Annotated in this window: 15 protein-coding genes; all 15 read right to left on the bottom strand. The window is 49.8% G+C overall.

The window, feature by feature from the left end; all coding sequences use genetic code 11:
* The 15 genes from INP78_RS07515 to INP78_RS07445 all read right to left on the bottom strand — a co-directional run bounded on the left by INP78_RS07515 (position 1) and on the right by INP78_RS07445 (position 14,746).
* Positions 1-1,008 (bottom strand): vWA domain-containing protein, encoded by a 1,008-nt coding sequence (locus tag INP78_RS07515; protein WP_194741546.1) that lies wholly within the window; start codon positions 1,006-1,008, stop codon positions 1-3.
* On the bottom strand, positions 1,005-1,616 hold the full coding sequence (locus tag INP78_RS07510) for a hypothetical protein (RefSeq protein ID WP_194741545.1): 612 nt from the start codon (positions 1,614-1,616) through the stop codon (positions 1,005-1,007). The genes INP78_RS07515 and INP78_RS07510 overlap by 4 nt, the downstream gene beginning before the upstream one ends.
* Positions 1,597-2,706: a VWA domain-containing protein gene (locus INP78_RS07505; RefSeq protein WP_194741544.1), complete on the bottom strand. Its 1,110-nt coding sequence runs from the start codon at positions 2,704-2,706 to the stop codon at positions 1,597-1,599. The genes INP78_RS07510 and INP78_RS07505 overlap by 20 nt, the downstream gene beginning before the upstream one ends.
* Positions 2,703-3,611 carry a hypothetical protein gene (locus INP78_RS07500; protein ID WP_194741543.1) on the bottom strand — a complete coding sequence of 303 codons (909 nt, stop codon included), beginning with the start codon at positions 3,609-3,611 and terminating at the stop codon, positions 2,703-2,705. The genes INP78_RS07505 and INP78_RS07500 overlap by 4 nt, the downstream gene beginning before the upstream one ends.
* A 20-nt stretch (positions 3,612-3,631) precedes the next feature.
* Positions 3,632-4,546: a DUF58 domain-containing protein gene (locus INP78_RS07495; RefSeq protein WP_194741542.1), complete on the bottom strand. Its 915-nt coding sequence runs from the start codon at positions 4,544-4,546 to the stop codon at positions 3,632-3,634.
* 4 nt (positions 4,547-4,550) lie between these two features.
* On the bottom strand, positions 4,551-5,570 hold the full coding sequence (locus INP78_RS07490) for a MoxR family ATPase (protein WP_194741541.1): 1,020 nt from the start codon (positions 5,568-5,570) through the stop codon (positions 4,551-4,553).
* Positions 5,571-5,739: 169 nt separating this feature from the next.
* Entirely contained in the window at positions 5,740-6,486 is a 747-nt protein-coding gene (locus INP78_RS07485) for a quinoprotein dehydrogenase-associated SoxYZ-like carrier (RefSeq protein ID WP_194741540.1), read from the bottom strand.
* Positions 6,487-6,514: 28 nt separating this feature from the next.
* Positions 6,515-7,477 carry a beta-propeller fold lactonase family protein gene (locus tag INP78_RS07480; RefSeq protein ID WP_194741539.1) on the bottom strand — a complete coding sequence of 321 codons (963 nt, stop codon included), beginning with the start codon at positions 7,475-7,477 and terminating at the stop codon, positions 6,515-6,517.
* Between the two features lie 169 nt (positions 7,478-7,646).
* Positions 7,647-8,189: an SRPBCC family protein gene (locus tag INP78_RS07475; protein ID WP_194741538.1), complete on the bottom strand. Its 543-nt coding sequence runs from the start codon at positions 8,187-8,189 to the stop codon at positions 7,647-7,649.
* 22 nt (positions 8,190-8,211) lie between these two features.
* Positions 8,212-8,772, bottom strand: coding sequence for an SRPBCC family protein (locus INP78_RS07470; protein ID WP_194741537.1), 561 nt, complete (start codon positions 8,770-8,772; stop codon positions 8,212-8,214).
* On the bottom strand, positions 8,772-9,356 hold the full coding sequence (locus INP78_RS07465; RefSeq protein WP_194741536.1) for an SRPBCC family protein: 585 nt from the start codon (positions 9,354-9,356) through the stop codon (positions 8,772-8,774). Before INP78_RS07465 ends, INP78_RS07470 begins: the two co-directional genes overlap by 1 nt.
* A complete protein-coding gene (locus INP78_RS07460; protein ID WP_194741535.1) occupies positions 9,353-10,309 on the bottom strand; it encodes a beta-propeller fold lactonase family protein in 957 nt (318 codons plus the stop codon). The genes INP78_RS07465 and INP78_RS07460 overlap by 4 nt, the downstream gene beginning before the upstream one ends.
* 23 nt (positions 10,310-10,332) lie before the next feature.
* Positions 10,333-10,899 carry a c-type cytochrome gene (locus INP78_RS07455; protein ID WP_368667975.1) on the bottom strand — a complete coding sequence of 189 codons (567 nt, stop codon included), beginning with the start codon at positions 10,897-10,899 and terminating at the stop codon, positions 10,333-10,335.
* A gap of 121 nt (positions 10,900-11,020) precedes the next feature.
* Positions 11,021-12,610 (bottom strand): quinoprotein dehydrogenase-associated putative ABC transporter substrate-binding protein, encoded by a 1,590-nt coding sequence (locus INP78_RS07450; RefSeq protein WP_228522756.1) that lies wholly within the window; start codon positions 12,608-12,610, stop codon positions 11,021-11,023.
* 234 nt (positions 12,611-12,844) lie between these two features.
* Positions 12,845-14,746, bottom strand: coding sequence for a PQQ-dependent dehydrogenase, methanol/ethanol family (locus INP78_RS07445; RefSeq protein WP_194741533.1), 1,902 nt, complete (start codon positions 14,744-14,746; stop codon positions 12,845-12,847).
* Positions 14,747-14,832: the final 86 nt, after the last annotated feature.

Here is a 14,832-nt window from a genome sequence, read left to right as displayed (position 1 = left end):
CTACGCATGCCGCAAGTTTAATTTGCGCATCCACATCGGCCAGAACCAGCCAACAAGAATCATCACTACCGCAAAAAAACCTAGTATCCAACGGGCATCTTGCGGGGTTTCAGATTGTTGAGTCATGTCCAGCTGGTGTAGTGTGGACAATGCAGTTTGTGTCTCTCCTGCACGCAAGTAGGTCAGTTCAAGCGCTGAGGCAATCTGCTGCAACAGCGCCTCATTCAACTGACTTAAGTGCTCTTTGACTTCGGCCGCCATATCGGCCGGCATCGCCTCTCCTGGCGGCAACTCTTTGACCAAGGCCAGTAAATTCGGGTAGTGTCCCTGGATCACCGCCTCTTCGGGGGTCCAGTAGCCAGTGATTTCCTTTTTTACATCAAGATGCGGAACCGGTGACAGGTTGGTATTCCCTACCCCGATTAATATCCCCTTCACTTGTTTTCTATAGGTCAAAAGCTCTGCCACCCGCGGATGTTCATGGTGCGGCATTTCATCTGCATCTGTGACAAAGACCAGATGCAATTGATTTTTTTTGGCGATATCAAGGGCAGATTTCACGCCACGCACGACATAGGAATCACCGATCCAGCGCATGCGCGTGTCTAATTGACTGACTACTTTTTCCATGGCTGGATAATGTGCACAGACTTCCAGGGGTTCAAACAGGAGGACGGTGTCATCCCCGGCGAACAACCCTACAGCGGTACGTGAACCGCAAGGCAGGTCTGCCATCATCGCGCCTATGAGCGTCTTGGCATGCTGTAAGCGAAGGCTGCCTGTATGCGGGTGGGAGGCATCAGGGACATTCATACTCTCCGAAATATCGAGTACAAACAATACGTCCTTCACCAGACTGGGTTGCTGCATGGTCGGATAAGTGAAAGTGCTTAGTAGTAATATGCCGGCGATAAAAAAAGCAATATTACCCCGGTAATATTGATGTTTCAGCCATACACGCCATTGCCATGGATGCGGGATCCGTTTCAATTGACCGCGCAAACTCATGGCAGGCCCCGGCGCTGGTTATCCCGCATCATTGCCGTCCCGTTGCGCTTGAAGGGTTTCAAGGTAGAGCCATCGGTACCAGACTCCCACCCCTGCGTTCTTTTTTCAGGGCTACGTCTATCCAGCAGCTCCAAATTGAAGCGGGCATCTGCAAAATCAGGATCTATCCGTAACGCATCCTTGTAAGACTCCCGTGCCAGCATAATCATTGCTACCTGTTGCTGATGCGCCCCCCCTTTTTCCACGTCATGATGCGCCATCGCCCAGTCGAAATACAAATTACCAATTGCAAACTTGGTGTTCGCCCGCAAGCGGCCATGCTGACTGTTTTCTGGCTGATAAAACAGCTTGAGTGATTGCTCAGGGTGCGATTCTGAGGCGTATGCTTTGGCATATGCCCAGATTTCATCACCCGGTTGAGGTTTCAGTGCCAGAATTGCCTGAGGTTGTGACATGCGTGCATTGCGGCTGGAAAGCACTGACCAATGCCAGGCACTGGCAACCGCCACTATCATGGCAGTAATGCTCACCAGCCAAAGCATGCGCTCTATCATGGTCAGGTGCCTCAGGCACCAGATCTGGACCTGCTCAGGATTTAGCCAGTGCACTACGTCCTCCTTTTACAACTGATTCCGCTTGCCTGGCGGATACGAATGGAACCCATGCAGTCAGCATCTTTTGCCTGACCCAGGCCAATGCCATGACCATGATCAAAGTCATCAGGTAACCCGCCCCTGCCAGGTCTTGCCTGGGCAAGCGGTACTCATAGCGACTGGGCTGGTTGGTGGCCTTAGAGACCGCCTGCAAAGCCTGCCGGAAGCCAATCTCACTATTCACTTCGAAGGCCTGGTAAGGCATACCCAGCTCAGAAAAGACCTGATGCATATTGGCAGACTGTTTGCTCTGGGCAAATGCCTTATCTTCCTGGGTAATCATTTCGTTATCTCCGGCAAGGACCGTATCAAGTATCGAATGCTCCCGCTCCCCTTGCACATAAATCCACATCAACTGGACACCATAATGCTGGAAAGCATCGCGCAAAATTGCCTGGTCTTCTGCTTCGATGATGGCATCGCCATCAGACACCAGCAAGATGACACGCGTCGCGGTTTTTGGGCGCCCCTCAAAATACTCCAGCGCCATTCCCAGAGCCCGGCTCAATGCGGTAAAGCCTGTACTTTGGCTTTGTGCGCTCAATAATGCAGCTTCCGCCAGCTCGCGATCTGCACTTAACGGCGCCACATTGATCGGTGATGAATTAAATGCCACCACGCCAAAAGTATCGCCACTGCGTTGTTGCATGAACTTCAGCAACACGGCCCTGGCTGCTTCGATTTTGCTTAAAAAATGGTCGTCCGAAACCCCCGCCTCTGCATCCTGGCGGTTGACGTCGCGCCCTTTGAGGCCTTCCGACATACTGCCGCTCCTATCCAGCACGATCACAATCTCAGCGCCTTTGCCAATCCGCGTCTCTATTCCGCCTTCGCTATAGGGCCCTGCCATAGATAGCACCAGGCAGGCCATTGTGGCTGAAGCAAGCATACGCAATAGCCAAGGCATCACACGGGCATGCCATGGCAGTTTCCAGCCTTGTGTATTCGGGAACTCAAATGACCTCACCCCTAAATACATTAAAGGCAATAACGCCAGGGGCATTGCCCATAACATCGCCGGTTGTGCAAAATGCAAAGAAGTCATTTTCTGGATGTGTTCCGGGCGATGCGCTCAAGCAATACGGCCTTGGGTAACCAGGTGCGTAGTTGTTCTAACATTTCGGCAGGGTTTTTAGAGGAATAGTCAGCGGATTGCTGCCCATCAATTGGCCGGTATCCAAATGCCTGACGGCTATATGAAACGACGAACTCGGAAATTTGCGGCTGAAGCACCAACAAGTAACTTGCCCGTTCAAACAGGCGATTGATATTGGTGTTATGCAATGTTTGCCCGGCACACTCGCAAAGTGCCTGATACACCATTTTCAGTGCTGCCTCATCTGCGGAAGAATCCGCACGCAACATTTTACGTTTAACGCGTAGCAAAGGCCCTGGACGGAAAGGTAATCCAGGAATCCGGTCTCTTAGCCAAAGTGCAGTCACTGCGGCAAATGCACTGACTATCAAACAAGCAATCGTTAACCATTGCCATTGCGTCAAGGCATACATTAAGGGTGGCCTGCTTGGTTTGCGTACGATCTGATTCACCGAATGACCAAACACGGGGGACTGAAATAGTGTGAGCGACGGCACTTTCACTGTCACCGCTGGCTGCCCAATCATATTTACTGAGAATGCTGGCATCGGCAATTCCTGCGCAGTTTCCACCGTCGCAAAAATCTGCCAACGCAGCTCAATCACAGTCATCGTTTTGGCTGGGGTCACCTTGATTGCCTTCAAATCCAGCCAAGGCGTCACGGGCCCAGGGAGCGGCAGGCTTTTGCTATCCAGCACCTGCGTTGCGCTATGCTGTATCTGCACTTTCTGCTCGATCATATCGCCCAGATGATATCCATGCTGGCGCATGTCGACTTTGACTATCGGTGACATATCAACGTTTTGGTTGATCGCGGCCTGCAAGGGGAGGCCGCATAACCAAAACAAAAGCATGATCCATTTCAGAGTGTGATTCATTGGCGTTTTAAAAAATATTGCGTCAAAGCTTGGGGATTGAAATCATCAGCAATCACATGAGGCACAATACCAAATCGTTTGCTACGTTCGGTCAGCCACGCCAGATGATCATTGGCACGATGCTGCATCTGCTGTTGAACGCGATGATTCATCCAGACAAACACCCTGTCACCGCGTTCTACATCCTGTAATTGCGCAAACCCGGACGACGGCAATTTTTCTGACTCTGCCGGATCGCGCAACATCAGGGGGACGACATCATGGTGCGAGAGGCTTTTATAGAGGCCAAGCAGCAACGGCTCCGGCCAGTGAAAGTCCGAGATTAAAAATAACAGCGATTTGCGCTTGGGCAAGGTGGGTATGCATCGATACAAGCCTTGCGCAGTATTTCCTTCAGGATGAAACAGCGGCCAATGTTTGGCGATCCATAAAGGGGCTGAACGGTGTATTTTGGGAGGCAATCTCAATTTAGGGTGGATATCTGCATTGGCGACAACCATGCCAAAGGCATCCCCCGCTGCATAAGCAGACCGGGCTAACACAGTCAGGATACGTGCGATCACCTGCTTTCTGTCGTAAACCCCTTGATAGCCCATCGAAGCTGAGCTATCCACCAATGCAATCACCGGAATCGCTGTGTCCAGTTTAAAATCCCTCACCCATAACTTTTCAAAAGGGTCGCGTAAAGTGGCCCTCACATCCAGGCGACGTGGGTCAGGATATTCCAGCCATGGCACTACTGCCCGTAGCGTATCTCCCATGCCCGCGCTGCTACCACTCACCAGCCCGGCCTGATTCCCCCTTGGTTTCCAGCCTAGCCGATAATGCACCAGGCCTGATGGCAAATGCATGTGGGTTGCAGGACTGCCCTTGAACAAGCCTGGCGCTGACTCTTTATGCCACCAGCGCATACAATCAGGCAGGCACCTGTGCTAGCAAGGCACGGGTGAATGCTTTCGACACTTGAGCACGCTGTAACTCATACATGGGTGAGAAAAACAGCCTGTGCCCAACCACGGCTGGAAACACCTGTGCAATATCTTCAGGCATCAAGTTCAATCGGCCATCTAACCAGGCAGCCACACGTGCAGCCCGCACCAGCATACTGCTGCCACGCGGACCGATTCCAGCCATGACCAATTCATGCACATCAATATCATCCATCTGGATATTGAAATCCTGCGGTTTATGACTGGCCTGGCGTAAACGCTCGACATAATCCTGCATGGCCGTATTGGCTTGCACGCCAGACTGAATCTCATGAGCCACTTCATTCAAGGCACGATAGTCCAGTTGCTGAGGTTGTACCTGTGTGATTAAGAGGTCAGTGTCATGAAAACGAGTATCAAAACTCAGTTGTTTATGGATATCGGAAGAGGAATCAGGCGCAATTTCAATTTCCATCAAGAAACGGTCTCTGGATGCACCGGGGAGCTCATAAGTCTCATCCTTTTCGACCGCATTCCTGTCAGCAAACACCTGTAAATGCGGGAACTGGAAATCGCGATTGAAGGCCGTCACACTACGTTCTGCCATGACCCGCAACAGCAGTGAATGCACTTGTGGGCGGGCACGGTTTATTTCATTAAAGAAAAACACCGAGAGATCTTCGCCATTGGTCAGGATAGGGCCGGGATCTACCTGCGGCTTGCCATCCTGATTGATGTAAGTGTAGTAGATCAAATCCTGCGGCATGAGATCTATCGTGCCTTCTATGCGCTGATAGCCACCACCGATCCCACGCGCAGCAGCTTTCAGCAAGGTGGTTTTACCCACCCCGACATTACCTTCCAGCAGTACATGCCCGCGTGAAAAAATGCTGATCAATAACAGACGGATTGCAGGTGCCAAGCCCAGGACGATATCATTTAATTCAGTTTCAAATGCCAGTGCCCGACTACGCCAATCGCTGAGGAGTTGTTCTGTTTGTTGCATCCTGTAACCCACAATATAAATGCCGAAATGTGATCAATCGGCCAATTTTGATTTTTTTGCGAATTCATTTTCGAGAATTCATTTGTCGATAGTGAAACAGAAATGACAACCCGGTTTCTAGGGAAAATATCCCTACAAACACTGTGAAAGATTGAAGCAGCGAAAATTTTTACAAAGGATAGCGAAACGTCTGGTTTTCGTTATCAGAGGCCCGCACAGAAAGCGTTGAAATATCGAGAGGAAGCTCAATCCTGAAATAAGGATTTGCACTGATGCCAGGACCCAGCTGCAAATCGAGCACAGGCTCACCGGCCGATAACAGCGCGATCTTGTCTACATACCATGCCTTGGCATAATAGCCATACACCGTACGTTCAAATCCGGTGCGCATAGGGTGCTGAATTTGTAATACCACAGCCTCCCCATCATCCGCCTGGCGTAATTTCATTTTACCGGCGCTGGCTCGCAAGGCCGCTTCATCCTGGCTCACCGCCCCGCCACACCCGCCTCCAGGCGTTTTAATCGCCACCACTGCCATGTTCAGTTGACCATCAGGCCTCTCACCAATGACACGCACCTGGCTATTGGCATCCAGGCGAATGCGAGTAGACAGTGACAACGCACGTTTTAAATCGGGCATCCGGGTTGTCAGCGTTAACATGATGGGATTGGCATCCACGAACAGATACCATTTAACAAAGCCGTGAGATTCAGCAAAATGAATGCTAATAGGTACTAAAGCAGAATCTTCGGCTTGGAGGGGCGCTGTGATTGAAATTGTGTCAGGCTTTTCAATCACAGCCCGGTCTTTGAAAAAAGATTCAGCAATGACTGACCAATGATCTACGACAGGTGCTGAAATCGCTGGAATTGCTTGAAAAAGCAATAAGCAGCCAACCAGAGCTCGCTTAAACATGGACAGCCTTCCCGGTTAACGCATTCAGCTACTGGATGACGACACCCCAGGGCAGTTGACCTACTGCAATATCTTTTTGCTTGGTGTTAGTTTGGGTGTCAATCACCGAGACACTGTTACTGCGCCCATTCGCAACATACAGCTTTTTTCCATCCGGTGTGAGCGCCATATTCCAGGGTCGCTGGCCCACCGCTACCGTCGCCACAATGTTACGCGCGGCAGGATCAATCACGCTGATATTATGGTCACCGCCATTGCTGACATACACTCGACTACCATCCGCATTCACTAATACACCGTTAGAACGCAGCCCGACTTTGATATTACCGACCACCTTCCAGTCGGCCACAGAGACGATTTCCAGCAGGCTTGCAGCTTCGTTAGCCACATATGCCCATTGGCCATCAGGGCTGAAACCAATCCCGCGGGGATGCTTTGTTGCAGCAATCAAATGCTCGGATTTAAACGTTTTAAGATTGATTACATCCACATTATTACTTTTCTCATTGCTGGCCAGCAGCCATTGCTGGTCAGGTGAAAAAACGCAATGTTCAGGATTCTGGCCTTGGGTAGGGATGGTTCTCTGCAACTTGTTTGTTTGCAGATCGACCAGTGAAACCGCGTTTTCTTCCTCCAGACAGGCAGCCAGTAGCTTGCCATCCGGAGAGATACTGATGCCTTCAGGCTCATCGCCTACTTTGACTAACGCCGTCTGCTTGCCCGAATCAACGTCGACCACTGCAACCGCGTTCTTATCCCTGACAACCACATATAGCTGATGATTAGTTGGATGAATTGCGGCTGCTTGAATCTTCTTACCTAGTTTATTCTTGGATGGAAGCACTTTCACCACTTCATCCGTCACCGTATCAATCACTGAAACGGTTCCATCTTTTTCATTTGGCACATAGGCCAGGGGCTGAGCGATTGCAGTCATAGCCAGGGCGGATAAAACACAAGTGACCACTACATTTAAAACTTTTCTTTGCATTACCATTCCTTCAAAAAAACGGCCAGTTGCTGCAACAACTGGCCTGTACAGAGATATACTTTATGCAAGTCAGTTAAATCCGAAATTTAATTGACGCCTCATAATAAACACGCAATTGTTTGTTGACAGCGGCAACTATCCCGCAATCAATCATGAAAAAATCCCGACCCTATTTCTTTTCCAAATAGGCCTTCAGGCCTTCGGCACCTGTATTGTAAAAACCGTTAATGGCTGCATTCGCCGCAGGGTTATCCTGCCCGGCAGGCGCTTCCATCGTATTGGCCTTATTATAGAAACGGGCTGTCCATGTCACTGTAGACTCGCCCGCGCCTGGACCCGCTTTCACCTGCATCACTGAGCGATAATTACTGACTGCAATCGAGCTCTCGGCACCATCTACCAGTTTGTAATCAATTTTCATCTCTTCATCGCTGGCCTCACGCAACTTCTCCAGCAAGGTCACGCCATCTTTCATTTTGATCGCACGAAACGGCAGCGTATTACCCGTTTCCGCATCCTTACGATCCTCTAATTTCAACTCGGCAATATTAGGATGCCATTGCTTGATGGCATCAAATTGCTTGATGGCCTGCCAAACTTTTTCGGGTGCCGCTTTAATCACCATTTCTTTCACAACCTTCTGACCACTGGGTCCATGTGCATGCGCGGTAAACGCGACAAAAGCCAGAGCCATTAACATCCAACGTTTCATAGTGTTATCCTTCAATCATTATTTAATTTGGCAAACCTTCGATATAGGCTTTGAGTGCCGGCATGCCACTGTCATATACACCTTCAATGGCTTTCACAGCCGTCTCGTTATCCTCTCCCGGTTTTGCATGCACATCATTTGCCTTGTTGTAAAAGCGGCCAGTCCAGGTGATGGTAGATTCATTGGCACCAGGCCCTGCTTTCACTTGCATGATTGAACGATAGCCACTCACTGGCAGCACCCCTTCCACAATGCGGTATTCCAGCTTCATTTCTTCATCGGAGTTGATTGTTTGCTTCTCAAGAATCGTGCCGCCACCTTTAAGAGTGAGCATGCGGTGCAGAAGCTCAGTCCCTGTTTCATCCTGCTTGGTTTCCGTTTTGGTTTCTGCAACGGCAGGGTGCCATTTATCAATCCCGCCAAAATTTTTCACGACTGACCAGGCTTTTGCCGGACTGGCTTTCAAGACCACTTCTCGGATGACTTTCTGCTGTGAAGGTGCATTTGCGGCCTGTGTGACTGTCGGCAACAAGACCAACGGCGCGCAAGCAACAAATAAGGTGAGATGTTTAAAGAACTTCATTAATTTTCCTTTGTTTGAGGTGTGTGATATGAATATTGATCAGGGCTTGTTTCCAGGTAGTGTTTTAACCCCTGCAACCCCTTTAGATAAAACGCTGTCACTGCTGCTATCGCGGTCGCGTTATCCTGCCCGGCTGGTGCATCCAGCAGATTGGCCTGATTATTGAATCGCGCCGACCAGACCAGGGTCACGACGTCCCCCTTATCAGAAGGGCGAACTTCCAGAACACCCCGATACTGGCTCATGGGGAAATTACCTCCAGCCATCAGACTGTCTTCAACCACTGTAGGCTTGCCGGGCTGGCGCAGGCGTTCGTGCAAGGTCTGGCCATTGCGCAACATGAGTTCCCTGCGTTGCTCGGGAAAAGCCCCTTCACTGAGACTCAAGGCGGGTGTCGTGGCCACTTTCTCCACCATGGGATGCCAGCGTGGCATTAATTCTGGATGTGTTAATACCTCTACAACCGCATTCACCGGTGCATGTATTTCTATGGTTTCAACCACCTTTTGTGGCGTAGGCCCACAGGCAAATACCGATGGCTGTATGAACAAAGACAATAAGCCGAATGTGCAACGCAGGTTCAATGTATGCTCCCAATGAAGTTGCCAAATGCGCGCGGTTGGGAGCCAACAGTCACCGAGGGTAATAACTTCAGGCTGCTGCTATCAATGACCACCAGCACATTGTCCATCCAGCTAGCCACCAGCACTTGCCGATGTTCGGCATCATAAGCAACACCTTCTGGTGTGCCCGGCACGCGCAACTTCTGGATTTCTTTTTTTGTGGCCAGATCAATCACCGAGACAGAGTCTTCGCCAGTATTGGTCACAAACAGTCGGCGCCCATCGCTATCTGCGGTAACGCAGTAAGGGTGATCACCCACAGCAATCGAATCAACCACTTTATCGTTACGGGTATCCATCACACTGACTGAATTTGAGTACACATTCACCACATAAAGCTGTCTGCCATCCGGGCTTAAATTCAAGCCGAAAGGATGTTGCCCGACTGCAACCCGATGAATTTCCTGATATGAGCGGGTATCAATCACGCTGATATCGTTACTGTCCCGGTTGGCGACATACAGCGTGGTGCCATCCCGGCTCAACTGCAATCCACCCGGCGCTTTACCAACCTGCACCTGCGCCAGCGTGTGACCGTTAGTCGCATCCAGCACCACCAGTGCATCGTGGTACCAGTCTGCTGCAAATAAACGGTCACCGCTCTTACTGAGCGCAATGCCTACCGGTGCAATCGGCAAATTAAACGTTTGCTCTACCCGTTGCTGCAAGGTATTGATCACACTAATGGATCGGCCCTCAACATTGCTGATATACGCCTTGTGGTTGAGGCTATCGACAGCGACACCGACAGGTGCCTGGCCAACCTTTAAGGTAGACACTACCTGCCTATCTTTAAGGTTGACCACCGACACGGTATGCTCACCCTGATTGGTGATGTATGCAAAATCACTCGCTGACAACAGGCCCGGGTATAAACACCCAAGTAGAAGCAGTCGACTTAACAACTGTTGCATAAAAAACTGATTAACTTTGCTGACTACCAGGTTTTTTTGGCTGGATCGCCCCGGTAATTAGAGCGGATAAAGGTAATAATTTTCCACAAATCTTCCTCGGTTTTCACAATCGTGCCATGTGGCGGCATGGGGCCAACCACATTTTCACGGCCCTTGCGGCTGAGCCCGGTCTGAGCAGTCAACTCAACAGAGCCCAACGAAACCAACCGGAACAAAGTGTCATCATCGCTACCATACACCCAGACCTCATTCGATAATGGCGGGCACATACCCCCACCACCGCTTCCACCATGACATCCGTTACAACTGGCGCCCAAATAACGCTTACGGCCCAGCTCAACCAGTTCCTTATTATCGGCATTAAACGGGTTTTTAAGTTGCCCTACGGGCGTATCTTTGACGGCATCCAGGGGCGGTCTTTGCATGATGGTAATTTTAGCCTGATCCACACCTGTGATTTCAGCGGTTGTGCGAACGACAGGTGCCGGTGCCTCGGCTGACGTCTCAGGCTCACTAAAGGCTTGATTACCCATGATGGCAAAAGCCACTGCTACTCCCAGCAGCAGAGAAAAAGGTTTAATGATGTTCACAGAAGTTCCTTACTATTATGTGTTTGATGACAGGCTGAATAAAATGCCAAGAGCGTATTTAACGCTTTTGGCTGGGCTTTTGATGAAGGACATCATCCCACCTACAGTGGGAATTCTTCCTTTAAGATTTAGGGATCGAATGAATGTTAGTTAAGACAGCCTGCGTCTTCTCAGCCTGATTCTCGGTTGCAAGGTTCAATGCCGTTTTACCATCGACATCTTTCAAATCAGGATTTGCCCCTGACTTAAGCAATAGCGTGGCAATCATCTCCTGGTTATCAAACGCTGCAATCATCAATGGCGTAAGACCCGCCGCATTTTTTGCATTAGGATTGGCTTTATATTGCAGCAAGGTCTGCACCAGTTGCAGATTTCCTTTTTTCACTGCCAGCATCATGGCGTTATATTTCGCCTCACCCATAGCGACATCCGGGTTCGCCTGATTATCGAGCATGGCCACAGCAGCATTCGCTTTGTTATCAATCACAGCGAGCGCCAAGGCCGTTAATCCATCTTTATTGATCTTGTTAAAATCGGCTTTAAATTTGCCTAACAAACGGAAAATTTTGGGTTCATTGCTTCGAACACCATACATGGCCGCTGTCCAGCCATCATGATCCTGTAAGTTGGGATTCGCCTGATAGGCCAGTAGTCCATTAATGATGCTCAAATCACCACTTTTTACCGCCGTCATCAAAGGTGTTTGACCATCCTGATCGCGCGTATCAATCTTGGCCCCTCGTTTGAGCAAATATTCAATGCGGGGATTGTCGCGTGCGATGACCGCACTAAACAGCTCTTGCTCAAGCGTAGACCCCTGTTTTAAGGCCTCATCAATTCTTGCAGGCAAGGTTGCAACATCAGATTGGGGGGGGATCTCGGCATGGCGCACGACTGGCTGATAGGCCCCGTGTGAGGGGATGTCCCCAGAGACTACGCATTCATCACATTGAACCAGCGGGACACCATAATCAACAAAAACCTGTTTAATCCGGTCCTTCTCTTTAAGCATCACTGCTTCAATTTTAGCCTTCAGGTCTTTGGCGCCACGCTTCATACCAATCGCCAGCGGGAATTCCATGGGGGTTCTGTCATCCATACGATGGACCGGCACAATTTCAATAGGCGCATGCTTCATGGTTTTATACCAGCCAGCCATAGGCCCCCACAAAGCGGCCACATCCAGCTTGCCATCCAGCATATTTTGCACATCCATGTGTGGCTGGCGCTCAGGTCTCAAATCGGCATCATGTGCAATCGTGCGTACATGGGTGTTTTCCCGTTTGAGTCCGTGCTCTTGCAACACGGTGCGAATCGCAGAATGCTGGAAGACGCCAACCTGATAATCATTGAGTAATTTAGGATCATCCAGCGAGGCAATCTTGATGTCTCTGTCACTACGGTAAGCCAGTACAAAGGTACTTTTGAATACGGGGATTGTCGTAATCATGCGCTCATCATCCGGCGTCATATCCATCAGAATATCGCACTCATTATTATCAAATGTTTGACGCGTCAGGCCACGATTCAAATATGGGCGATAGAAGTAACTGACCGTGGTGCCCATTCCTTCCGCAATAATGCTTGCAATCTTATTGGAATAACCTTCACCCTTATCATTCGACATGGGCATATTGCCGGGATCCGCACAGACCCTGAGGGGCTCAGCTCGTTTAGGCAATACTGACTCTTCAGCTTGAGCGCTGGCCATTTGGACAGCGATTGTTAAGCCAGCACATAAGGCAGAAATTATTTTGTTCATACGCACTTGCATTTCTCTTCTCCAAAAACTGCTTTAGATAACAGACTGCGATCTATTCAGCCTGATGAATGCTCTCTTTAGAAACGCATTCATCAGAATGTTTAAAGACAAATACCGCTCACATTTCTGTGAGCGGTATACGTTTCAATCTATCCGAATGTCATGCATTAACCCGCACGATCATTAGTCAACACGGAAAGTGAACAAAGTACCGCCTTGTGGGATCTTGTCCAATCCTGCCGCTTTAGCCATGGCCGTTGCACCAATCGCGCCGTACTTGTCATCCATGTCCAGCCCTGCTGTCACTGGTAAACCGATCCAGCCACCAATACCTGTCCAAACAGACACGTATTGCTTACCTTTCACTTTGTAAGTGATTGGGTTACCAATGATGCCGGAGGCCAATTTACGTTGCCACAGCACTTTACCGGACTTGCGATCTACCGCACGGAAATCACCGCCCAGGGAGCCGTAGAAAGCCAGGCCGCCATCGGTCACCAAAGCACCACCCCAGTTTGGATATGGATCAGGAATTTCCCAAACGGTCTTGCCAGAAACCACGTCAAACTTCTTGAACTTACCGGTCACGCCTGGTTTTTCGGGATACATGTAAACGTTAGCAAACACGTAAACAGTGCCTTGCTGGGTGTGAGTACGCTCTTGTGGTTCGTCTTCCATGCACCAGTTGTTGGTGGGTACGTAGAATAAGTTAGGTTCTTTTGGATCCACTGCAGCAGGTTGCTGATCTTTACCACCCATCGCAGAAGGACAAGCTTGTGTATTCACATCACGCGCAAATGGTGAGTGCTCTTTCACCTTCACTGGACGACCTGATTTCAGGTCAACTTTCTCAGCCCAGTTTACAGTCACAAACTTGTTGGCACGCAGCAATGTACCGTCTTTACGGTCCAGTACATACGCAAAACCGTTACGGTCAAAGTTCACCAAGGCGTCATGTTTTTTACCGTCCACTTCCAGGTTATCCACCAGGATGTTTTCGTTCACGCCGTCATAGTCCCACTGATCGTAAGGGGTTTTTTGATACGCCCAAACCAGTTCACCGGTATCAACCTTACGCGCCATAATGGTCATAGACCATTTGTTATCGTAAGGGCCAACGTTTGTTTTAGCATCAGGCGTGTTGCACTTCTCGTGTGTCAAGTCTTTACCTGTGAAGCCGCAACGGTAGGCTGGAGACCAGTGGCCCGGGTTACCAGTACCCATGTATGCAATGCGCAGTTTTGGATCAAAGCTGAACCAAGCCCATGGAGAGCCGCCGCCAATTTTCCACTCATCGCCTGGATAAGTTTTACCAACATTGATGCCAGCCACGCCGTAATGTGGGTTAGCCTTGTTGGTATCTTTAGTCATACACATGTCTTCGTCTGAACCAGTACTGTGGCATTTCCATACCTCTTTACCGGTTTTCAGATCATAAGCAACGACACGGCCACGCGCTGCAAATTCGTCACCACCGAAGCCTGCCAGAACGAGGTTCTCAGCAACCATGGCGGGGCCTGAATGGGTTTCGCCTTTATCTGGGAACGCATGCTTGGTGACCCAGATTTCTTTACCGGTAGTAGCGTCTAATGCTATCAGGAAGCCATCCAGTGTATGAAACACAACTTTGCCATCTGCGTAGTTCAAACCACGGTTGATCGTATCGCAACAGGCACGCGGCACTGCAGATTCATCACGGTCAGACTTTTTGGTGTAGTTCCAGATTTGTTTAGGATGATCAGGATCGGACAAGTCCAGCGCCTGCACAATGTTCGGCCAGCCGGAGACCATGTACATCATCGGCTTGCCATTGTGCTCAACCACAACTGGCTGACCTTCATGACCACGCAATGTACCGGATGACTGGGACCAGATCATTTGCAGATTTTTTACGTTACCAGTGTTGATGTCTTTCAACTCACTGTGCCGTTGTAGTGCAAAGTTTTGCCCAGGTGCTGCCCACATATTATGGTTTTGACTGCGCTTGATAATCTCCTCGTTGGCCCAGGTTTGTGTCCCCATGCCAAACAAGGTGATGGCGCCGACAGCCGCCATAACGGCTTTCATTGTCCATTGTTGCTTCATGCAACCCTCCTAATCTTAGTGTGTTTATGAACCCCGGCATTACTTCTGATCCGAGTGTGGGAACTATAATTTTTTGTTTTCAGTTA

The sequence above is a fragment of the Methylophilus sp. 14 genome, from assembly GCF_015354345.1.
Lineage (GTDB): Bacteria > Pseudomonadota > Gammaproteobacteria > Burkholderiales > Methylophilaceae > Methylophilus.
The sequence above is the reverse complement of the archived record's forward strand: the minus strand, read 5'-3'. Positions and strand labels throughout refer to the sequence as shown.